Source organism: Streptomyces sp. NPDC015032 (assembly GCF_043080425.1).
GTDB lineage: Bacteria > Actinomycetota > Actinomycetes > Streptomycetales > Streptomycetaceae > Streptomyces.
Genome location: NZ_JBIBVN010000011.1, coordinates 145,063 through 165,609 on the forward strand (window position 1 = coordinate 145,063; position 20,547 = coordinate 165,609).

21 protein-coding genes and 3 pseudogenes are annotated in these 20,547 nt (G+C 70.8%); 11 read left to right on the forward strand and 13 right to left on the reverse strand.

Features of this window, described 5'->3' with window-relative positions; translation table 11 throughout:
- Positions 1 to 49: 49 nt before the first annotated feature.
- A pseudogene (locus tag ACF08M_RS18275) lies at positions 50 to 472 on the reverse strand (hypothetical protein); the annotation flags it as partial.
- Positions 473 to 635: 163 nt separating this feature from the next.
- Here ACF08M_RS18275 and ACF08M_RS18280 point away from each other — a divergent pair.
- Together ACF08M_RS18280 and ACF08M_RS18285 are read left to right on the forward strand one after the other, a co-directional pair.
- Positions 636 to 1,493, forward strand: coding sequence for a DUF4097 domain-containing protein (locus tag ACF08M_RS18280; RefSeq protein WP_392186261.1), 858 nt, complete (start codon positions 636 to 638; stop codon positions 1,491 to 1,493).
- 1 nt (position 1,494) lies between these two features.
- Positions 1,495 to 2,481, forward strand: a complete 987-nt coding sequence (locus ACF08M_RS18285; RefSeq protein WP_392186262.1) for a helix-turn-helix transcriptional regulator — start codon at positions 1,495 to 1,497, stop codon at positions 2,479 to 2,481.
- 126 nt (positions 2,482 to 2,607) lie between these two features.
- Here the strand turns inward: ACF08M_RS18285 and ACF08M_RS18290 are convergent.
- From ACF08M_RS18290 to ACF08M_RS18300, 3 genes and pseudogenes are all read right to left on the reverse strand, one after another.
- Positions 2,608 to 3,533 (reverse strand): annotated as a pseudogene (locus ACF08M_RS18290) (cellulase family glycosylhydrolase).
- A gap of 44 nt (positions 3,534 to 3,577) precedes the next feature.
- Positions 3,578 to 4,543 carry a zinc-binding dehydrogenase gene (locus tag ACF08M_RS18295; protein ID WP_392186263.1) on the reverse strand — a complete coding sequence of 322 codons (966 nt, stop codon included), beginning with the start codon at positions 4,541 to 4,543 and terminating at the stop codon, positions 3,578 to 3,580.
- A gap of 238 nt (positions 4,544 to 4,781) precedes the next feature.
- Positions 4,782 to 5,993, reverse strand: a complete 1,212-nt coding sequence (locus tag ACF08M_RS18300) for an NADP-dependent malic enzyme (protein WP_392186264.1) — start codon at positions 5,991 to 5,993, stop codon at positions 4,782 to 4,784.
- Positions 5,994 to 6,527: 534 nt separating this feature from the next.
- Between ACF08M_RS18300 and ACF08M_RS18305 the strand changes: the two genes are divergently transcribed.
- The 3 genes from ACF08M_RS18305 to ACF08M_RS18315 are packed head-to-tail and all read left to right on the forward strand — an operon-like array spanning position 6,528 to position 9,216.
- Positions 6,528 to 7,478, forward strand: a complete 951-nt coding sequence (locus ACF08M_RS18305) for an ABC transporter substrate-binding protein (protein WP_392186265.1) — start codon at positions 6,528 to 6,530, stop codon at positions 7,476 to 7,478.
- A gap of 29 nt (positions 7,479 to 7,507) precedes the next feature.
- Positions 7,508 to 8,458, forward strand: coding sequence for an amino acid ABC transporter permease (locus ACF08M_RS18310; protein WP_392186266.1), 951 nt, complete (start codon positions 7,508 to 7,510; stop codon positions 8,456 to 8,458).
- Positions 8,455 to 9,216, forward strand: coding sequence for an amino acid ABC transporter ATP-binding protein (locus tag ACF08M_RS18315; protein WP_392186267.1), 762 nt, complete (start codon positions 8,455 to 8,457; stop codon positions 9,214 to 9,216). The genes ACF08M_RS18310 and ACF08M_RS18315 overlap by 4 nt, the downstream gene beginning before the upstream one ends.
- A 153-nt stretch (positions 9,217 to 9,369) precedes the next feature.
- Here ACF08M_RS18315 and ACF08M_RS18320 read toward each other — a convergent pair whose 3' ends face one another.
- Positions 9,370 to 10,059: a class I SAM-dependent methyltransferase gene (locus ACF08M_RS18320; RefSeq protein WP_392186341.1), complete on the reverse strand. Its 690-nt coding sequence runs from the start codon at positions 10,057 to 10,059 to the stop codon at positions 9,370 to 9,372.
- A 160-nt stretch (positions 10,060 to 10,219) separates the two neighbouring features.
- Between ACF08M_RS18320 and ACF08M_RS18325 the strand changes: the two genes are divergently transcribed.
- On the forward strand, positions 10,220 to 10,849 hold the full coding sequence (locus tag ACF08M_RS18325) for a CGNR zinc finger domain-containing protein (RefSeq protein WP_392186268.1): 630 nt from the start codon (positions 10,220 to 10,222) through the stop codon (positions 10,847 to 10,849).
- Here ACF08M_RS18325 and sodX read toward each other — a convergent pair.
- Complete coding sequence (sodX, locus tag ACF08M_RS18330) at positions 10,753 to 11,268, reverse strand: nickel-type superoxide dismutase maturation protease (protein ID WP_392186269.1); 516 nt, start codon at positions 11,266 to 11,268, stop codon at positions 10,753 to 10,755. The two genes, ACF08M_RS18325 and sodX, sit on opposite strands and share 97 nt — an antisense overlap.
- Before the next feature lie 123 nt (positions 11,269 to 11,391).
- On the opposite strand from sodX, the gene sodN reads away from it, so the two are divergent.
- From sodN to ACF08M_RS18350, 4 genes and pseudogenes are all read left to right on the forward strand, one after another.
- Positions 11,392 to 11,787 (forward strand): superoxide dismutase, Ni, encoded by a 396-nt coding sequence (gene sodN / locus ACF08M_RS18335; protein WP_072483792.1) that lies wholly within the window; start codon positions 11,392 to 11,394, stop codon positions 11,785 to 11,787.
- Between the two features lie 119 nt (positions 11,788 to 11,906).
- Positions 11,907 to 12,437: pseudogene (locus ACF08M_RS18340) on the forward strand (hypothetical protein); the annotation flags it as partial.
- Positions 12,438 to 12,472: 35 nt separating this feature from the next.
- Positions 12,473 to 12,973 carry an NUDIX domain-containing protein gene (locus tag ACF08M_RS18345; RefSeq protein WP_392186270.1) on the forward strand — a complete coding sequence of 167 codons (501 nt, stop codon included), beginning with the start codon at positions 12,473 to 12,475 and terminating at the stop codon, positions 12,971 to 12,973.
- A 374-nt stretch (positions 12,974 to 13,347) separates the two neighbouring features.
- Positions 13,348 to 13,827, forward strand: coding sequence for a VOC family protein (locus ACF08M_RS18350; RefSeq protein ID WP_392186271.1), 480 nt, complete (start codon positions 13,348 to 13,350; stop codon positions 13,825 to 13,827).
- A 62-nt stretch (positions 13,828 to 13,889) separates the two neighbouring features.
- Here the strand turns inward: ACF08M_RS18350 and ACF08M_RS18355 are convergent, their stop codons facing one another.
- The 5 genes from ACF08M_RS18355 to ACF08M_RS18375 all read right to left on the reverse strand — a co-directional run bounded on the left by ACF08M_RS18355 (position 13,890) and on the right by ACF08M_RS18375 (position 18,108).
- Positions 13,890 to 14,513 (reverse strand): nucleotidyltransferase domain-containing protein, encoded by a 624-nt coding sequence (locus ACF08M_RS18355; RefSeq protein WP_392186272.1) that lies wholly within the window; start codon positions 14,511 to 14,513, stop codon positions 13,890 to 13,892.
- A 75-nt stretch (positions 14,514 to 14,588) separates the two neighbouring features.
- A complete protein-coding gene (locus ACF08M_RS18360; protein WP_392186273.1) occupies positions 14,589 to 15,506 on the reverse strand; it encodes an NAD(P)H-binding protein in 918 nt (305 codons plus the stop codon).
- Entirely contained in the window at positions 15,503 to 15,862 is a 360-nt protein-coding gene (locus ACF08M_RS18365; RefSeq protein ID WP_392186274.1) for a DUF952 domain-containing protein, read from the reverse strand. The genes ACF08M_RS18360 and ACF08M_RS18365 overlap by 4 nt, the downstream gene beginning before the upstream one ends.
- 199 nt (positions 15,863 to 16,061) lie before the next feature.
- Positions 16,062 to 17,069 (reverse strand): NAD-dependent epimerase/dehydratase family protein, encoded by a 1,008-nt coding sequence (locus tag ACF08M_RS18370; protein ID WP_392186342.1) that lies wholly within the window; start codon positions 17,067 to 17,069, stop codon positions 16,062 to 16,064.
- Positions 17,070 to 17,154: 85 nt separating this feature from the next.
- Positions 17,155 to 18,108 (reverse strand): LysR family transcriptional regulator, encoded by a 954-nt coding sequence (locus ACF08M_RS18375; RefSeq protein ID WP_392186275.1) that lies wholly within the window; start codon positions 18,106 to 18,108, stop codon positions 17,155 to 17,157.
- 246 nt (positions 18,109 to 18,354) lie between these two features.
- On the opposite strand from ACF08M_RS18375, the gene snpA reads away from it, so the two are divergent.
- Complete coding sequence (gene snpA, locus ACF08M_RS18380) at positions 18,355 to 19,023, forward strand: snapalysin (protein ID WP_392186276.1); 669 nt, start codon at positions 18,355 to 18,357, stop codon at positions 19,021 to 19,023.
- 163 nt (positions 19,024 to 19,186) lie between these two features.
- On the opposite strand, the gene ACF08M_RS18385 is transcribed toward snpA, so the two are convergent.
- On the reverse strand, positions 19,187 to 19,546 hold the full coding sequence (locus ACF08M_RS18385; protein ID WP_392186277.1) for a GntR family transcriptional regulator: 360 nt from the start codon (positions 19,544 to 19,546) through the stop codon (positions 19,187 to 19,189).
- Positions 19,547 to 19,548: 2 nt separating this feature from the next.
- Positions 19,549 to 20,532: a DUF1648 domain-containing protein gene (locus ACF08M_RS18390; RefSeq protein WP_392186278.1), complete on the reverse strand. Its 984-nt coding sequence runs from the start codon at positions 20,530 to 20,532 to the stop codon at positions 19,549 to 19,551.
- Between the last annotated feature and the right edge of the window lie 15 nt (positions 20,533 to 20,547).

Below are 20,547 nucleotides of genomic sequence, written 5' to 3' on the forward strand. Positions count from 1 at the left end.
TGGGGAGTCGGTCCGGCTGATCGGCCCGGCCCGGCGCTCCCGGCCCTTCGGCCCTGAATCTGTCGTACGCGAGGCCGAGCGCCCCGTGCGCCACCAGCAGCGCCCCCGCGAAGGCCCAGCCACCGCTGCGGCGCCCGATCCCCCAGAGGGCGAGCGGCAGTCCCGCCGCCACCTGCACGCCGCCCGGCAGCCGGGCCCCGGGGCCGCGCATCCAGGGACCGAGAGGGCTGTTCCCGACCGCGTCGAGTTCGGCCTTCATCGCCTCGCGCCGGCCGGTCCGGTCGACCGGTTCGTCGTCCGCGCCCCCGGGACCGCCGTCCCGCCAGGGCCTCCCCCCGGACACGAGGACGGACGACCCGTCCCCGGCGGGCGCGAGCAGCATCCGCTCGCGCAGTAGATGGGCCACCGGCCGCACGGCCTCGGGTTCGGCCCGGCACAACAGCAGCGCCCCGAAGGGGGATATCGCGTTCATGCCTCACACGCCAGGGCAATTTGCCCATGTCTAGCACTATTTGGCATGACTCGATCGACCGGAGCCGCCACGATGTCCCTTGACTTCCGGGATCCGCGATATATCGTGTTCTTCAAGAGACGCGATATGTTGCGTCACTCCGCGCTCCCGGGAGGTCAGATCCATGCCTGCATCGACATGGGCCATCACCGAGCCCCAGAAGCTGACCTTCGAGGCCCCCGTGACATCGCTCCATGTGCGCATCGTCGGGGGCACGGTCAACGTCGTCGGCACCGATGAGCCCGCCGCCCGGCTGGAGATCTCCTCGATCGAGGGCCCGCCGCTGATCGTGACCCAGGAGGACGGCGCCCTCACGGTCGCGTACGAGGGCCTGCCCTGGAACGACTTCCTCAAGTGGTTCGACCGCAAGGACTGGCACCGCAGTGCGGTCGTCTCGCTCGCCGTGCCCGCCGGGTCGGCGGTGAAGGTCGGCGTGGTCGGCGCCGGGGCCGTCGTGTCCGGAATCCGGGGGCGCACGGACGTACGGGGCGTCAACGGCGACTCGACGCTCGTCGGGCTCACCGGTCCGGTCCGGGCCGAGACGGTCTCCGGCAGCGTGGAGGCCCAGGCGGTCACCGGCGAGCTGCGCTTCCAGACGGTCTCGGGCGACCTGACGGTCGTGGAGGGCGCCGGCGCCTCGGTACGGGCGGACTCCGTCAGCGGCAACATGGTGCTGGACCTGGACCCGACCGGAAAGCCCACGGACATCCGGCTGAACACGGTGTCCGGCGAGGTCGCCATCCGCCTGCCCCACCCGGCGGACGCGACGGTCGAGGCGAACACCGCGAGCGGTTCCGTCTCCAACGGCTTCGAGGATCTGCGGGTCAGCGGCCAGTGGGGGGCGAAGAAGATCACCGGCACGCTCGGCGCCGGGACCGGGAAGCTGAGGGCGACGACCGTCTCGGGATCGATCGCCCTGCTGCGCCGCCCACCGGCCGAGGACGATCCGTACGATGCCGAGCCGACCGGAAAGGTGCTCTGACATGCCCCCCGTATTCGCCCACGGCCGCCTCCGCCTCTATCTGCTGAAACTGCTCGACGAGGCCCCTCGCCACGGCTACGAGGTGATCCGGCTCCTGGAGGAGCGCTTCCAGGGGCTGTACGCGCCCTCGGCGGGCACGGTCTACCCGCGTCTGGCCAAGCTGGAGGCCGAGGGCCTCGTCACCCATGCCACCGAGGGGGGCCGCAAGGTCTACTCGATCACCGAAGCGGGCCGCGCCGAACTGGCCGGCCGCACGGGCGAACTGGCCGATCTGGAACTGGAGATCAGGGACTCCGTCTCCGAACTCGCCGCCGAGATCCGGGACGACGTACGCGGCGCCGCCGGCAAGCTGCGCAGCGAGATGCGGGCCGCGGCGCACGAGACCAGGCACGGCTCCGCCGACTCCGGCACCGGCCGCAGGAGCGACGGGGAGTCCGCCTTCGCCGGCCTCGGCGACTTCGGGGACAAGGAGGTGTGGCGCGCCGCGAAGGAGGAGCTGCGCAAGGCCAAGCAGGAGTGGAAGGAACAGGCCCGCCGAGCAAAGGACGAGTCCCGCCGTGCCCGCGAGGACGCCCAGCAGGCCCGCCGGCAGGCCAAGGAGGCCCAGGACCGGGCGCGCGAGCAGATGCAGAACGCCGCCCGCCAGGTCCAGGAGCACTTCGCGCGGGGCGACTGGCCCTCGGGCGTACGGGAGGGGCTGGCCGAGATCACCGGCCAGCTGGGCAACTTCGCCAGGACGGGCGGCCGGCCTCCGTACGCCACACCCGAACCCGCCGACGCCGACCCGGACTGGGGCAAGGACACCGCCACCGGCAACCCGGCCCGCGACCTGGACCGCCTGCTCGACCGGTTCCGCGACGACATCCGTGACGCCGCCCGGGACCGGGGCGTCACGGAGGAGCAGCTGGCGGAAGCCCGCCGCCAGCTGTCGACGGCGGCGGCCCGCATCGAGGCACTGCTGAGGAAGGACGACGGCGGGGAGAAGTGAGCCGGGACCCAGGGCCGGAGCCGGACTCCCGGCTCCGGCACCCGACACCCGGCGCCCAGCTCTCGGCTCTCGGCTCTCGGCTCTCAACCCTCAGCTCTCAGCTCTCAGGCGCCGGGCGGGGCGGCTTCACCTCCGTTCCCGTACAGCGCGCGGTTCCCACGTCACCGTGACCGTGACACGCGCACCCTCGCGGGCCCGGACGCGCACCGTTCCCCCGTCCCTGCGGGTCTCGGCGTGACCGTCCGCCGAGACCCGCCACCGCCCCGTCGTCGGCGGCAGGGAGACCTCCGTGACGCCGCGGCGGGCGGCCGTGGAGGAGAGCCGGTAGACGCCGGCGGCATCGTCGTACGTGTCGGAGCGGACGGTTCCGGCGACGGCGGGCGCATACGGTGTGGCGGTCCTCTCCTTGTTCGTCGCGAAGGCTCCGTCCTCGTCCAGTGCGCAGTAGCCGCCGCCGTAGCACCACACATAGCCCGCCCAGCCCGAGGTGTAGCGGCTCAGGGAAACCATCGCGTCCCGGTAGAAACGGCCCATCCGCGGGAGCGTGTTGCTCAGCGGGCCCCATTCGCCGACGACGACCGGGATGCGCCAAAGGGCAGCCCATCGGTACGGGTCGCCCAGGCCGGGATGCCGCGGTGGTTGAACGCGGGGCCGAAGACATCCTGGTGGGCGTCGAGCAGCACCTGGATGCGGTACTTCCGCGCCCAGCCCAGGATCCGGTCGATCCGGCGCAGATACGCGGCGCTGTACTGGCCCCGGCGCGGCTCCAGATCGTCCCAGAAGATGAGCAGCCGGGCGAAGTTGAACCCCTTGGCGCGCAGATCATGGAAGTGCTTCTCGGTGATGGCGGTCAGCGCCTGGTCACCGCGGTTCGCCTTGTCCTCGACGTTCCACCCGCGCAGGGTGAACGTGCGGCCCTGGTCGTCGGTGAGACGGGGAATGCCGGTCCGCTGCTCCGGTGGGGCGGGGCGTGCGTCGGCGGCGGGGGCGAGGCCCCCCGCCGCGAGCACCGCCGAGATGACGACCGAGGTGAGTACGCTGCCGATCCGCATCCGCATTCGCGTGGCGCAGATGAGAGCAGCTCACCCCGCACACCTCAAGAGCAGGTGAGCACAATCTTTCCGAACTGGTCGCCCGCGGCAAGCCGTTCGAACCCCTCGCGGGCCCGGTCCAGCGGCAGCACCTCGTCGATGACGGGCCGCACCCCGGTCGTCGCGCAGAACGCCAGCAGGTCCTCCAGCTCGTCCTTGGACCCCATCGTCGACCCCACGACCTTCAGCTCCAGGAAGAAGATCCGGGTCAGCTCGGCGTGCGAGGGCCGGTCGCCGCTGGTCGCGCCGGAGATGACGAGCGTGCCGCCGGGGCGCAGGGACTTCACCGAGTGGGACCAGGTGGCGGCACCGACCGTCTCGATGACCGCGTCGACGCGCTCCGGCAGCCGCGCGCCGGGCTCGTACGCCTCGATCGCGCCGAGTTCGACCGCGCGCTTGCGCTTGGCCTCGTCACGGCTGGTGGCGTGGACCCGCAGCCCGGCCGCCCGGCCGAGCACGATCGCGGCGGTGGCGACGCCGCCGCCGGCGCCCTGGACGAGGACCGAGTCGCCGGGGCGCACCCCGGCGTTGGTGAAGAGCATCCGGTAGGCGGTGAGCCAGGCGGTCGGCAGACAGGCCGCCTGCTCGAAGGTGAGCTCCTTGGGCTTGGGCAGCACGTTCCAGCTGGGAACGGTGACCTGCTCGGCGAAGGTGCCCTGGTAACGCTCCGTGAGGATGGACCGGGGTTCCTTCGGCCCGACGCCGTGTCCGGTCTGGCCGATGACGGAGTGCAGGACGACCTCGTTGCCGTCCTCGTCGATCCCGGCGGCGTCGCAGCCGAGAATCATCGGCAGTTTGTCCTCGGCGAGGCCGACGCCGCGCAGGGACCAGAGGTCGTGGTGATTGAGGGAGGCGGCCCGGACGCTGACGGTGGTCCAGCCCGGGCGCGCCCCGGGGGCGGGGCGCTCGCCCAGCTCAAGGCCGTCGAGGGGCTGGTCGCGGTCGATGCGGGATGCGTAGGCGGCGAACATGGCCTCGACGATAGGCCGGGGCGCCGACCGGCGTAACCAAGCACCGGTGTGACACGCACCGCCTCTTTCCGGACCGGTTTCCGCGCCCCGAACGCCGGTGAGGCCGGCTCTCCGGCCCCTCGGGCGGCCGAGGACCGGCGGCCGAGGACCGGAAGCCCCCGGCCATGGGAAAGGGCGGGCGGGGGACGGCCCACCGCAGGCGCACCCCGCACCCGCACCCCCCGCACCGCCCCGGAAATCAGCGTCGGGCGACGCCCTCCGCCCGTGCCGCCGCGGCCACCGCGGCCGTCACCGCAGGCGCCACTCGCTCGTCGAACGGCGACGGAATCACGTAGTCCGCCGCGAGCTCGTCGCCCACGACATCGGCCAGTGCGTTCGCCGCGGCGATCTTCATGCCTTCGGTGATCCGGGAGGCCCGGACCTGAAGGGCGCCGGCGAAGATGCCGGGGAAGGCCAGCACGTTGTTGATCTGGTTCGGGTAGTCCGACCGGCCGGTCGCCACGACGGCCGCGTACTTGTGCGCGACATCGGGGTGGACCTCGGGGTTCGGGTTGGCCATGGCGAAGACGAACGCCCCGGGCGCCATCGAGGCGACGGCGGCCTCGGGCACGGTGCCGCCGGAGACTCCGATGAAGACGTCCGCGCCGGCCAGCGCGCTCTCCAGCGGACCGGAGATCCCGGCCCGGTTGGTGAGCTCGGCCAGCTCGCGCTTGACGTCCGTCAGGTCCTCGCGGTCCCGGCTGACGATGCCCTTGCGGTCGGCCACGGCGACATCGCCGAGCCCCGCCCCCAGCAGGAACTTGGCGATGGCCACCCCGGCCGCCCCGGCGCCGGAGATGACGGCGCGCAGGTCGCCGAGGCCGCGGCCGGAGAGCTTCGCGGCGTTGCGCAGGGCCGCGAGCGTCACAACGGCGGTGCCGTGCTGGTCGTCGTGGAAGACCGGGATGTCGAGCCGCTCCTGGAGCTTGCGCTCGATCTCGAAGCAGCGCGGCGCCGAGATGTCCTCCAGATTCACCCCGCCGAAGGAGGGCGCGAGCCGGACGACCGTCTCGACGATCTCGTCCGCGTCGGTGGTCGCGAGCGCGATCGGCACGGCGTCGACGCCGCCGAACTGCTTGAACAGGATCGCCTTGCCCTCCATCACCGGGAGGGAGGCCTCGGGACCGATGTCACCGAGGCCGAGCACCGCGGTGCCGTCCGTCACGACCGCGACGACCTGCGACTTCCAGGTGTAGTCGTGGACCAGCTCGGGGTTCTCGGCGATGGCGCTGCACACTTTGGCGACGCCGGGCGTGTACGCGAGGGACAGGTCGTCCTTGTCACGGACGGGGACGGTGGCCTGCACGGCCATCTTGCCGCCGCGATGGAGCGCGAAGGCCGGATCGAACGGCTCATCGGTGGTGCTGTCGGTGGTGCTGTCGCTGCGAGGATTCACGATCTCCGCTGCCATGGTGTTGACCCCTTAAGTCTTCATCGTTTGAGGGTGGCCACTCCTGGTTGAGGAGGGGTGGGCGGGCACCGCGTACGTCCCCTGCGCCCGGCGGTTGGCCCGCCCCGGCAGGGGGAGATTCGTACGCGCGGGCGCGCCGCACACGCGCCCTGAGCCCCGGATGAGGGGTGTAAAGGTCTTTCTTACCCGACGGACCGCATCGCGGACGAGTCCAAATCTCCGCGGTGACGTGACTTATAGTCGAATATCCGGACAAGTCATCCAAGCGGCGAAATGGCGTCCATCGGTCGAGACGTGCCGCAGATCCTCCGGCATGAAGAAGGAAAGCCCACAGATGGTCCGGCCGCCTGCTGTACCGGCCCCTGAGGTTCCTCTGAGGTTCGGGGATCGCCCGTTACCCGATTTTGACATGACTGGCCCCTTGTTCGGGCAAGTCCGAATGGCAAGATGCCGTAAATCGCACGGGGCGGCGACATCCGACAGTGCATGTCAGCCACCTAGCACCACCACCCTCACCTGCGGAGGAGCTCGATCATGACCGCACGCACCACACGCCGTACGGCCGCGAAGTCCCGGATCGCGGCGGCCGGCGCCATCGCGGTCGCCGGCACCATGCTATTGACCGCCTGCGGCGACCAGACCAAGAGCGGATCCAACAGCTCGACGAGGACCAACGGCTCCGCGGCCGCCGATCTGCTGCCGCGGGAGATCAAGGCCAAGGGCGTCATCAAGGTCGGCTCGGACATCGCGTACCCGCCGGTCGAGTTCAAGGACAAGTCCGGCAACACGGTCGGCATCGACCCCGACATCGGCGCCGCGCTCGGCAAGGAGCTCGGCGTGACCTTCCAGTTCGAGAACGGCACGTTCGACACGCTGATCACCGGTCTGCGCTCCAAGCGCTACGACCTGGCGATGTCGTCGATGACCGACACCAAGGACCGCCAGCAGGGCATCGACTCCGAGACGAAGAAGAAGGTCGGCGAGGGCGTCGACTTCGTCGACTACTTCAACGCCGGCGTCTCGATCTACACCCGGAAGGGCGACGACCAGGGCATCAAGACCTGGGCCGACCTCTGCGGCAAGAAGATCGCCGTCCAGCGCGGCACCGTCTCGCACGACCTCGCCAAGGCCGAGTCGAAGAAGTGCACGGGCGGCAAGAAGATCGCGATCGAGACCTTCGACAACGACCTGGAGGCCCAGACCCGGCTGCGCAGCGGTGGCGCCGACGCCGGCTCCTCCGACTTCCCGGTGGCCGCGTACGCGGTGAAGACCTCGGGCGGCGGCAAGGACTTCGAGCTCGTCGGCGAGCAGGTCGCGGCCGCCCCGTACGGCATCGCCGTCGCCAAGGGCAACGACCAGCTGGCCAAGGCCGTCCAGGCGGCCCTGAACGCGATCATCAAGAACGGCGAGTACGGGAAGGTCATCACCAAGTGGGGTGTGGAGGCCGGCGCGGTCACCGAGGCCAGGTTGAACGGCGGAACCTGAGATGACTCCGGCGCTGAAAGGTTCTTCCTGTGACTGACTTCGAGAAGACGGGCCCGGCCGACCGGCCGACCATACCGCCCACCCCGTCGGCCCGGCCGGAGGCGATCAAGGCCATTCCGGTCCGGCACTACGGCCGGTACGTCTCGGCCGTCATCGCCATCGCCGCGCTCGTGGCGATCGTCTATGCGTTCAGCCAGGGCAAGATCAACTGGGGTGCGGTCCCCGACTACTTCTTCGACGACCGCATCATCAAGGGCGTCACCCAGACGCTGCTGCTGACCGCCCTGTCCATGGTCATCGGCATCGCCGGCGGCGTTCTGCTGGCCGTGATGCGGCTGTCGAGGAACCCGGTGACCTCGTCGATCGCCTGGTTCTACATCTGGTTCTTCCGCGGCACACCGGTCCTGGTCCAGCTGTTCGTCTGGTTCAACCTGGGCCTGGTCTTCGAGTACATCAACCTCATGCCGATCTACAAGGACTACTGGTCGAGCTTCATGACGCCGCTGCTGACGGCGCTGCTCGGCCTGGGTCTCAACGAGGCCGCCTACATGGCCGAGATCTGCCGTGCGGGTCTGCTCTCGGTCGACGAGGGCCAGACGGAGGCGTCGCACGCGCTGGGCATGAGCCATGGCAAGACCCTGCGCCGCGTCGTGATCCCGCAGGCGATGCGGGTGATCGTGCCGCCGACGGGCAACGAAGTGATCAACATGCTCAAGACGACGTCGCTGGTGGCGGCCGTGCAGTTCTACGAGCTGTTCAAGTACGCCCAGGACATCGGGCAGTCGTCCGGAGCCCCGGTCGAGATGTACTTCCTGGCCGCGGCCTGGTACTTGATCATGACCTCGGTGCTGAGCATCGGCCAGTTCTACCTGGAGCGGTACTACGCGCGGGGTTCGAGCCGCAGCCTGCCGCCCACCCCGTTCCAGAAGGTCAGGGCCAACCTCCTGTCCCTGGGCCGCCCGAAGGGAGGCATGGCATGACCGCCATGGTGAAGGCCGAGGGCGTCCACAAGTCCTTCGGCGCCGCGCACATCCTCAAGGGCATCGACCTGGAGGTCGCCCCGCGCGAGGTCTTCTGTCTGATCGGCCCGTCCGGTTCCGGCAAGTCGACCTTCCTGCGGTGCATCAACCACCTGGAGCAGATCAACGCCGGCCGGCTGTACGTCGACGGCGAGCTGGTGGGCTACCGCCAGAAGGGCGACAAGCTCTACGAGCTCAAGGACAGCGAAGTCGCCCTGAAGCGCCGGGACATCGGCATGGTCTTCCAGCGCTTCAACCTCTTCCCTCATATGACGGCGATCGAGAACGTCATGGAGGCCCCGGTCCAGGTCAGGGGCGAGGCCAAGGCCGTCGCCCGGGCCCGGGCGGAACGGCTGCTGGACCGGGTGGGTCTGGCCGACAAGGCGAAGAACTACCCCTCCCAGCTCTCCGGCGGCCAGCAGCAGCGGGTGGCGATCGCCCGCGCCCTGGCCATGGAGCCGAAACTGATGCTCTTCGACGAGCCGACGTCGGCGCTCGACCCGGAGCTGGTGGGCGATGTCCTGGACGTCATGCGCGGTCTCGCGGAGGACGGCATGACCATGGTCGTCGTGACCCACGAAATGGGCTTCGCCCGTGAGGTCGGCGATGCGCTGGTCTTCATGGACGACGGCGTGGTGGTCGAGTCGGGCCACCCCCGCGACGTACTGACCAACCCGCAGCACGACCGGACGAAGTCGTTCCTGTCGAAGGTGCTCTAGGCACGGGAGGGCGGCGCGGACCGCCCCGCCCTTCAAGTGCGGTGGCGCGCGCGGCGGGTTGCGACGGAGGACGGAAAGAGAGGGGAAGGGGCGGTACCGGCCAAGGCCCGTACCGCCCCTTCCCCTCTCTTTCCGCGCGTGCTGCCGTCGCTGCTACTTCACGGCGAGCACCAGACTGTCCGACGGAGACGCCCAGACGGCGCGTGCCTCGCCGAACCCCGCCTCGCGCAGGGTGTCGACGTGCCACCGCACGGACGGCATGTCGCCGTCCGCGTGCTCGCCGTAGATCTTGTACCGCTCGGCGGTCGGCCCGGCGAGAACCGGGTCCTTGGCGGCGAGCATCCACCAGTCCGCCCAGTCGACAGCGCCCGCGGCCTTTGCGCGGTCCATGGTGGCGTGCCGGTGGGCACGCTCGGCCGCGTTGATGCGGGGCGTCTCGGTGTCGATCATATGGTCGGCGTTCATGAACACCCCGCCGTCCCTGACGAGCCCGCCGATCCGCCGGTAGAGCGCGGCGAGCGGTTCGGCGTGCAGCCAGTGCAGGGCGGTGGCGGTGAGGACGGCGTCGTACGAGCCGTACGGCAACTGCCCTGCCCAGTCGGGGTCCTTGAGGTCGGCGGTGACGAAGGTGACGCGCTCGTCGCCGTCGAAGTGGCCGCGGGCGATGGCGAGCAGTGCGGGGTCGAGATCGACGCCCGTGCTGGTGGCCTCGGGGAACCGTTTGAGGAGCCGGTCCGTAATACTTCCCGTACCGCATGCGAGATCCAGCACTCTCGGCCGGGGCCCCACCACGGCCTCGACCATGTCCAGCATCACCCTGAACCGTTCCTCACGGTCGGGCATGTACCACTCCTGCTGGCGGTCCCAGCTCTCCTGCCAGGCCGCCCAGTCGGTGCCTGCCGTCGTCTCCGCCACAAGGACCTCCCACGTAATACCCTGAGACAGTAAAAGCCTATTACATCGCTCGCTGCATCACTTTAGACCGACGCCGTAAGGACTACAAGTGGAACTGGCCTATTACTCGGACTACGCCGTGCGTCTGGTCAACACCGAGGAGCCGATCCGCAACAAGGACTCCCTCACCTCCGTCGAAGCGGTCCGTGAGCTGTTCGGAGTCAATCAACAGGCGGCCCGGCGGGCCACCGACGCGGATGTGACCCGCTTCCGGTCCGTACGGGCACGGCTGCGCGCGGTTTTCGAAGCGGCCGACGGCGGTGACGAGACACTCGCCGTCGACCTGCTCAACTCACTGCTGCTGGAGTTCCCGGTCAGCCCGCAGATCTCCGGGCACGATTTCCGCGACGAGGACGGCAAGCCGGACTGGCACATGCACCTCGCCGACCACCCGTCGAACGCGACGGCCGGGTACGCCGCCATCGCTGCGATGGGCCTCGCCTTCCATCTCACCTCGTACGGTGTGGACCGGCTCGGCCTGTGCGAGGCGGCGCCCTGCCGCAACGCCTACCTCGACACCTCGACCAACCGCTCCCGCCGCTACTGCTCGGACCGCTGCGCGACCCGTGCCAACGTGGCCGCCTACCGGGCCCGCAAGCGCCTGGAGACGGAACGCGCCGCCGAGACCGGCCGCAGCGCGGAGAGAGCCCAGGCCACCACACCCCACACCGACCGCTGATCCTTCTTCAGCGGCCGGTAGCGCGCCCGGACCCTGGCCAGCACGAGTTCCTCGGGCACCGTCCCGTAGTCCGTGCTGTCCCCGCCGGCGAAGGTGTTGTCGGCCAGCACCCACCAGCCACCCCGACGGCGCTCGGCGGCCCGCTTGACGATCAGCAGGTCCTGCTGGAACGGGTGGCGCAGAATCACCACGTCCCCGGGACGCACCGTCGCCCCGTACTGCACGAGCAGCCAGTCCCCGTGATGGAGCGTGGGCACCATCGACGGCCCGGTCACCTCCACCACCCGGAACGGCACGCGCCCGGCCAGCCCCCGCCCTCGCTGCTCCCGCGTCAGCTCAGGCATCTCCGGCACCTCCCGCATCTCTCCGGCACCTCCCCGGTCCGTCCAGTACACCGTCCCGCACAGCGTTCCGTACATTCGGCCACTGGACCCATCCTCACCCCGGACTTTTGGCCTAAGCCCCTGGGGGCAGCCACAGAAACCCGTCACTCACGGAGTAATGTCCCACCTGAGAAGACGATCACGAGGAAGGACAGCTCAATGCTTTCCCGCCTGTTTGCCCCCAAGGTGAAGGTCAGCGCCCACTGCGACCTGCCCTGCGGCGTGTACGACCCGGCCCAGGCCCGCATCGAGGCGGAGTCCGTCAAGGCCGTCCAGGAGAAGTACCAGGCCAACGAGGACCCGCACTTCCGGGCCCGCGCGGTGGTCATCAAGGAGCAGCGTGCCGAGCTCGCCAAGCACCACATCTCGGTGCTGTGGAGCGACTACTTCAAGCCCCCGCACTTCGAGAAGTACCCGGAGCTGCACCAGCTGGTCAACGACGCCCTGAAGGCACTGTCGGCCGCGAAGGCCTCCACGGACCCCGCGACGGGCCAGAAGGCGCTGGACTACATTGCCCAGATCGACAAGATCTTCTGGGAGACCAAGAAGGCCTGATCTCCAGCCAGGCCGCCCGGCCCGCCCTTTCGCGGGTCGCATCGCCCACTTGCCCGCACCCGGTCCGCAGGCCGCCGAGCACGGCGTCCCTGACGGGCCGGGTGCGGTCTTGTTCGCCCGGCTACACGGTCACCCAGACCGAGATCGGCCTCCAGGCCGGTGATGCCGCTGCGTCGGCGGAATCCGACCCCGTCCTCGCGGTCACCGACCTGGGCCGGGCCGACGTCGAGCGCCGCCGCTTCCTCACCATCGCGGCCTTCACTACCGCCGGCGTCGCCATGCCGCTCGGATACGACCACGAAGCCACCACCCGCATGCTGCGCGCCCGCACCGGCACGTCCCTGGTCAGCACGGAGGACGCCCTCCTACGAGACGACGGCCCCCAGCCCAGCTACTCCCGTGTAAGCGGCCCCGCCGCCGGCACGGTGGCCAGCCACACTGCCCGCACCCTGACCGACCTCGCCGCCCAGGCCCGCGCGGACGAAGCCGTCGCCGCCTGGACCCAAGCCCTGGCCCTCATGGAAGGCATGACCTCCGTCCGCACCCGCAAGGCGATCACGTCGCTCAGATCAACCCTTGCCGTGTACCAACAGCGCAAAGTACCGGGCGCCAACGAACTCGCCCGCCGCGCACGAGAAGCACTCGCCTGACATGCCCACCGACCCGGCCGACGAAGGGACGCATCGTGGCTCAGCCGAAGACCGCCAACCAGCCCAAAGCGCTTGAGCCAGCCCTGGAATCCATGACCCTGCTGGTAGCCGCCGTCATCGTCCACGACAAGGCCGCCAACCGCGTCGTCCTCCTCCAACGCAGCCAGAACGCCAAGTTCGCCCAGGGCCTGTGGGACCTCCCCGTCGGTAAGAGTGAGCCCGGCGAACCCATCACCGAAACCGCCGTACGCGAGCTGTACGAGGAGACCGGCCTGACCGTCAAGCCGGAGGCCCTGAAGGTCGCCCACATCATCCACGGTGCTTGGGGCGTCGAAGCCCCCAACGGCTTCCTCACCGTCGTCTTCGTCGCCCACGGCTGGACCGGCGAACCCGAAAACCGCGAGCCGCGCAAACACGCCCAGGTCCGGTGGGTCGACACCGACGCCCTCCCTGAGAACTTCGTCGACACCACCTCCAGCGCTCTCCACCGGTATCTCGCGGAAGGCCCAGAAGTTTCCCTCGACGGCTGGCAATAGAGGCGGCAACCGCCAACCCCACGTAACCGCCGCCCTATTGGACGGTGCCGAGTACTGCCGAGCCGGACCCGGCGTTCCCCTCGCCCCGGGGGCGACGCCGCCCGGCCGGTCGCGGAGCCGCCGGGACTGCCCGGTTTCCTTCGCGTAGAGTCAACACCCGGCGTGGGCCCACCGTTTACCGGGCACGAGGCCGTACTGTCCGACGGGATCTCCGTCACCGCCATGACCCAGCCGGTGCTCGGCGGGTCCGGATTTCCATGGGGGCCGAGCGCCCCCAATGCCCCAAAAAGTGACCGATGAGTTTCCCGGTCGGGATCAGTCGGTATGGGTGGACATGCGCACACGGCAGACATGCGCTCATGAAGGAGACAGCAATGACCACCGAGGGCTTCACCACGTGTCTGTGGTTCGACGGGCAGGCCGAGGAGGCGGCGGAGTACTACCTCTCGGTCTTCAAGAACTCCCGCCTCGGCAGGATCGGCCGCTACACAGAAGCGGGTCCCGGGCCCGCCGGACAGGCGATGGCGGTCGAGTTCGAGATCAACGGTCAGAAGTTCGTCGGGCTGAACGGCGGGCCGCAGTTCACCTTCAACGAATCCATCTCGTTCCAGATCCGCTGCTCGGACCAGGAGGAGGTGGACTACTACTGGAGCAGCCTCACCGACGGGGGCGAAGAGGGGCCCTGCGGCTGGCTGAAGGACAGGTACGGCGTCTCCTGGCAGGTCGTCCCCGCGGTGCTGATCGACCTGATCGGCGACCAGGACGCGGAGAAGGCCGCGCGGACCACCGCGACGATGATGACCATGAAGAAGCTGGACATCGCCGCGCTGCGGAAGGCGCACGACGAGGGCTGACAAGGCGGAGGTGCCGGGCGGAGAGCGAACGCGGACGGGCCCGTATGTGAGGTGAGGCGCAATCAGCCGGCCGGGTGGGCGCTCAGGCGTGCCGTCCACGGGTGGCCGGGGCCCTGGGCCAGGGTGATCGTCTCCGTCAGCCAGGCGCGCTGGTCCGCGGTGAGAACCGGCAGCGCCGCCGCGAAGTCCTGTTCGTCCTTGGGGCGCGGGGACTTGGCCTTGTACAGGAGCTGCACCTCGGGGGAGAGATACGGGACGCCGTCCTTCGAGACCCGGCCGAGCCGGTCGAGCGGGAGGCGGATGCGGAAGTCGCGGCGGAACAGCCAGTCGGCGCCCTCCGCGTCGTCGAGCATGAGCTGGACGCACCAGGGTTCGGCGGGGCCCGGGCGGCACCAGATGTCGTGGACGTGCGGCGGCAGGACCTCGCCGGGGAGCCAGGGGCGCAGGGTGCCGGGCGGATCGGCGGCCCACCATTCCCAGCCCGCCAGGGTCTCCTGGGCGATGAGCTGGTCGCGGCGCAGCAGGAGCACGTCGATGTCGCCGTGTTCCCGGAAGGTGTGGCCCACGGCGAGTTCGACCGCGTATCCGCCCGCGATCCACCACGGGGCGCGCAGCGGGGCGAAGAGGCGGGCGGCCTCTTCGAGCGGGGGTGGGTCCCAGGGGCCCCAGGGGGTTTCCGTACGCATCGGCTGCCGACTCTCCTTCGGGGACGCCTGACCCTACTTCTCCGCCCGGTTCTTCCTGTACCGCCCGTCGTGAGGTCAGTCCGCCGTCAGCAGATGCCGGTAGCTCTCCGGATGCTGCCGCAGATAGGTGGCGAGGCTCATCGCCGGATGCCCGGTGAGGCTCGGTACGGCGTCGGAGACCGTGGACATCTCGCCGGTGGCGATGGCCTCGTACGACGTCACCCAGCCGGCCACCTCCCAGTCCTCCGCACCGTAGTGCGCCCGTGAGGCGTAGGCCTCCTCACGGGTCTCCGGTACGTAGGTGATGGTCCGTCCGGTGGCCCTGCCGAGCTCCTCGGCCGCTTCGGCGAGGGTGAACGCCTCGGGGCCCGTGAGGTCGTAGGCGACCCCGTCGTGGCGCGTGCTGTCGCGCTCGGTGTCGGCCAGCAGCACGGCGGTCGCGGCGTCCGCGATGTCGTCGTGTGCGACCGCTGCCACCCGGCCGTCGCCGCCGGGACCGCGCAGCACCCCGTCGGCGCCGGTCATCGCCGGGATCCCGGCGAGGTACAGGCTGTCCCGCAGGAAGGTGTGACGGACCTCGGCGACCCGGATGTGTGCCTCGGTGTGCCAGTGGTCCCGGGCGAAGGTGAACGTGGCTTCCGGCGCGGCTCCGAGAAAGGAGACGTACACGATCCGTTCGACGCCCACGGCGACCGCCGCGTCCACGGCCGTCGTGTGCCGGCGCACCCGGTCGGGGCTCTCGTGCGCCGAGACGAGGAACAGGGTGTGGGCCCCGGCGAGCGCGCGGCGCATGGCCTCCCCGTCGCCGTAGGGGGCGGGGGGCGCGGCGACGGCTCCGGGCAGCTCCGGCAGCCGGGACGGGTCGCGGCCCAGGAGTCGCACCGGCACTCCGGCGCGCACGAGCCGCTGAGCGACCCGGCCGCCGACCGCACCGCTCGCGCCGGTGACGGCGACGATCGGGGCCGTGGGGTCTGTGGGGGGTGCGGGATTCATGTGGTGCCGCCCTCCTCGCGCGGCCAGGGGCGCACCTCCACGACCGCGTCCACCGGGACGGGTCCGTAGATGTGCGGGAACTCCTCGCCGCCGGTCTCGACGGACTCGTACCGTACGGGTGCGGGGAGCCGGGCGGGATCGATGACGAGGACCACCAGGTCCTGGTCACCTGCCCCGGCCCGGCTCCCGGCGCCGTACACCCGCTCGGCCACGCCGTCGAGCTGGTGCGGCAGCGAACAGTGGATGAAGCCCTCTTCGTGCAGGGTGCGGCCGCGGGTGGACATCTCGTACGTCCCGATCCCGCGGGCCGCCTCCCACAAGGGGCCTTCGGTGAGGTGCAGCAGCAGTTCAGCCATGGGCCAAAGCTAAGGGTTGTCCCGTCATCCCCGGTGGATCAGCGCGCGGCGGCAGACGCGGTGCACGGTTCCCGTGGCGGGGCGGCGGTGGTCCTTGTTGTCGTCGTACGCGTAACAATGGCTGGCCTCGGTCACCTGATTACCCTGATCACGCGGCATCTGAGGTTGTGTCGCGCTATGGCCCGCGTGCGAGCGCGCGTCAGGCCGTGCCCGCCAGCAGTCCGGCCTCCACGCGCGGGTCCAGGCCGACCGCGGGCCGGTCCGGCCGCTGCGGGGCCGCACCGCCCAGTCCTGCCAGCCATTTCCAGGTGTCGGCGACCGTCTCCTCGACCGGCCGGCAGCGCAGACCGGCCGCGTACGCCTTGCTGACATCGCCCCGGTGCACGGCGTCGTACAGCTCACCCGGCGGCAGCCAGACCGGCAGGTCGCTCCAGGGCTCCACCCCCGCCGCGAGAATGGTCTCCGCGGGGATCCAGCGCAGCTGAGCACCGGAGCCGGTGGCGCGTACGCAGGCTTCCAGCAGCTGCCCCATCGTGGCGTGGCCGGGGCGGCTGACCAGGTTGTACGACCCGTGCAGACCGTGGCGGCCCGCGTCCAGGAGCCAGTTCGCGAGGTCGCGCGCGTCGATGTACTGGAGCATCAGGTCCGGTGTGCCCGGCGCCAGTACCGGACCGCCGCGGGCGATCCGGAGCAGCCACCAGGGCAGCCTGCCGATGTTCTCCCACGGGCCCAGGATCAGTCCCGCACGGGCCAGCAGGGCCCGGTCCCCGAAGGCGTCGAGTGCGGCCAGTTCGCCGCCGCGCTTGGCGAGGGGGTACGGAACGTCGCCACCGGCGTCGGGCGAGGCACCCGCCACCAGCGGACCGTCCTCGGGCAGACCGGCCGGGGCCGGGTCGTCGTAGACGGACCGGCTGGAGACGTACGCGTACCGCCCGGCCCGGTCGGCCAGCAGACGGGCCGTGTCCCGTACGGCCGAGGGGGCGCCGCTCCAGGTGTCGACGACCAGGTCCCAGGTCCGCGCGCCCGCGCCGCGTCCGGCGGCCGCGGCCAGTGCGGCGAGGCCGTCGCCGGTGGTGCGGTCGCCGAGGAGTTCCGTCACGCCCGGAGGGGGTGCGTGACGGCCCCGGTGGAACACGGTGACCTCCCAGCCGCGCGCGAGCGCCGCCTCGGTGGCCGCGCGACCGACGAATTCCGTACCGCCCAGCATCAGAAGCCTCATGACACCGACTCTGCCCGCCGGACGGCCGGGCCGGAACCGCTCCTCGCTCTCGGCGCAATCGGGAACCGCCCCTTCACGGTGTGCGGGCGAGCGGGCTGCGGTTGCGCAGCAGCCACTGGTGGTACCCGGCCGCCCGCTGGGCCGCCTCCCGGTAGGCGGCCTCCAGTTCCCCGTACACCGTCGCCATGTCGGCGTCCGGCCGGGACACCAGCAGCAGCCGTACGGCGAGGGGGTCGTCGCGCAGCGGCCGGATCGCCATGTCGTCGCGCGGCCCGGAGGTGGGCTGGCAGGGGGCGACCGCCTCGCCGAGCACGACGAGGGACGCGGTGGTGAGGTAGTCGCCGTGCAGGACGGTCGGCGCGAGCCCGGCCTCGCCGAAGACCCGGCGCAGCCCGTCCCATTCGCCGTCCACCGTGGGGTCGACCATCCACCGGTCGGCGGCCAGGTCCCCGAGGTCGACCACGGGCCGGGCGGCGGCCGGGTGGTCCCGGGCCATGCAGATGAACTGCGGTTCACGGTCCAGGAGTACGCGTTGCTCCAGGCCCTCCGGGACGGCCAGCGGACAGCCCTCGACCTCGTGCACGAAGGCGACATCGAGCCCGCCCGCCCCGACCGTGCGCAGCAGGGTGCGGGCCGACACGTCGACGCGCAGCGAGATGTCCGTGTCGGGCAGCCGGAGGCGCAGCCTGCGCAGCCACCCGCCGATGACCCGGCTGGCGGTGGAACCGATGCGCAGCCGGGGCCCGGAGGCACGGACCGCTTCGGCCTCCGCCTTCGCGTCGCTGACCAGGGCGGCCATGCCGTCGACCAGGGGGCGGGCCCGGCCGAGGACGGCCCGGCCGAGCAACGTCGGGCGGCAGCCGGTCCGTTCGCGGCTGAACAGCTCGGCGCCCAGAGCGTTCTCGATCCGCCGCAGCTGGGTTGTCAGGGAGGGCTGACTCACGCCCAGCCTGCGGGCGGCTCGGTGCAGGCTGCCCGTGTCGGCGATGGCGCACAGCGCCCTGAGGTGTCTCACCTCAAGCTCCATGCCGTCGAGCGTAGGGCGGCGGGAGGCCGTCGCACCAGACGTCCCAATCCCATCAAAATCCTTTAATTCACCGGGAGTTGGCGTACACACCGAGCGCCGTACCGGTCCTGGCGATAGGGCGGTGCTATCACCGGTTGACATCATCCGCCGCGGCTTCCGCTCCCCGACACTCTCTCCGTACCGCACCCCGTCCGAGTCCGATGACCGGACGGGTTCATCGGACAGGCAATCGGTAGGAGACCCCCCATGAGACACCCCAGGACCGTCATGTCGGCCGTGGTCGGCCTCGGCTTCGGACTCGCGGCCGCGCTGGGCACCGCACCCGCCATCGCCTCCTCGCCCGCCCCCGCCGCAGCCCCCGAGGCTTCCCACGCGGGCTACACGTCCCACTCCGGCTCGCACGAGAGCGCCGCCGCCAACAAGGCGTTCTTCGAGGCGGTCGTCAAGTCCGTCGCCGAGAAGCGGGCGGCGAACCCCGGCGCCCAGTCGGTCACCATCGTCTACAGCACCTCCAACGCACCGAGCTTCCGCACCCAGATAGCCAACAGCGCGCAGATCTGGAACAGCTCGGTCTCCAACGTCCGGCTGCAGGAGGGCTCGAACGCCGACTTCACCTACTACGAGGGCAACGACCCGAGCGGGTCGTACGCCAGCACCGACGGGCACGGAAACGGGTACATCTTCCTCGACTACGCGCAGAACCAGCAGTACGACTCGACCCGTGTCACCGCACACGAGACCGGTCACGTGCTCGGCCTTCCGGACCACTACTCCGGTCCGTGCAGCGAGCTGATGTCCGGGGGCGGCCCCGGCCCGTCGTGCACCAACCCGAACCCCAACGCGAGCGAGCGCAACCAGGTGAACTCCCTGTGGCAGAACGGCTTCGCGGCCGCGCTCGCACGCAGCGCCTCCTGACCGCTCTCCCGCCGCTCAGCGGTACCGGGGCCACCCCGTAGGACGGGGTGGCCCCTTGCGCCCGAGCGGTGGGCCGCCGGCGGGTGGGCGCGCGTACGCCCGGGCCGGGCCGGAAGGGTGCCGGATCCGGCCACCGGGCGGCGGCGCCGGGGCCGGGGCCGGTCTACGAGCTGCCCAGCACGGTACGGACGAGGGCCAGCAGTTCCTCCTCCGTCATCCCCAACTCACGTGCGTCCGCCGCCACTTCACGTACGCGTTCCAGCAGCCGGGCCCGGTGCGAGGACGCACTCCCGGTGACGGCGGCGCCGCGCCCCCGGCGCAGCTCGATCAGCCCCTCCTCACGGAGCTGCTGGTAACCGCGCAGCACCGTGTGGACGTTGACGCCCAGGGACTCGGCGAGCACCCGGGCGGCGGGCAGCCGCTCGCCCGGCACCACCCTTTCTTCGGCGACGGCACGGCGTACGGACGCCGCGATCTGATCACCGAGCGGCATGGTGGAAGTGGGATCGACCCGGAAGAGCATGGTCAGTGCCCCGCCCGTCGCCGGTCGATCAGAGTGTTGAGGAGCGCCGCCCCGGTCTCCGAGTCGTCGACCGTCACCGCGAAGTCCCGGCCGCCGACCAGCGTCGCCACGATTCCCTCACCGGAACGGATCATGACGCCGCTCCGCCCCGGCCGGATGCGGTAGCCCCACCCGCCGTACTCCGTGAGGGGGTTGATGTGCCGGCTGGTCGCCGTCTCGATCCGGTCGAGCGGCACCCTGAGGCGCGGCCAGGGCAGCATGCCCGAGATGGTGATGCCGCGCCGGTCCACCACCACGCACGGCCGCGCGAAGCCGGCCAGCAGCACACCGAGGAGCAGTAGCGGAATCGCGGCCACCCAGCCCGAGACGAACAGCAGCACCACCCCGCCGGCCACGCACGCGAGCGCGATCAGCGGCAGCCACCAACTCCCGGCGCTGCGCGCCCATCCGGCGATCTCCCCGTCGGCGAGCGTGATCCGCGCACCGCCCCCGGCACGCGGCATCGCGGCCGGCTCCTCCGGTACGGGGGCGAGCGCGGCCAGCATCAGCCCCAGCCCCCCGGCGAGCACCGCGACCCCCAGGGCGACGGCGAGCTGCCACACCGGAAACGACGCACCTTGGGCGTCCCCCCGCGCGTTCTCACCGGCGTCCACGTTGGCAAGCAGCACGGCGGCCGTGATCCAGCCGAGGAACCCGGCAAAGGCGTAACCACCGGCCACCAGCCGCCGGTGGGTCCGCCCATAGAACTTCCCCCGCATCACCATGAGGGTCCACAGCGCACCCATCACAACGAACAGCAGGCCGTCGGCCACGGCATACCCCGTCAGGCCCATGTACCCGTCCGCCCGGCCATCGGCCCCGAAATGGGCGGCCAGCCGGTCCGGAAGCCGGTCACGGAAGGCGGCCAGCAGCGCCAGGTCCAGGACGAGCGCGAGCAGGAACGGCAGGGCGACCAGGGTGGCCCCGCCCACGTTCTTACGCTTCATGAAAACCTCCATTGT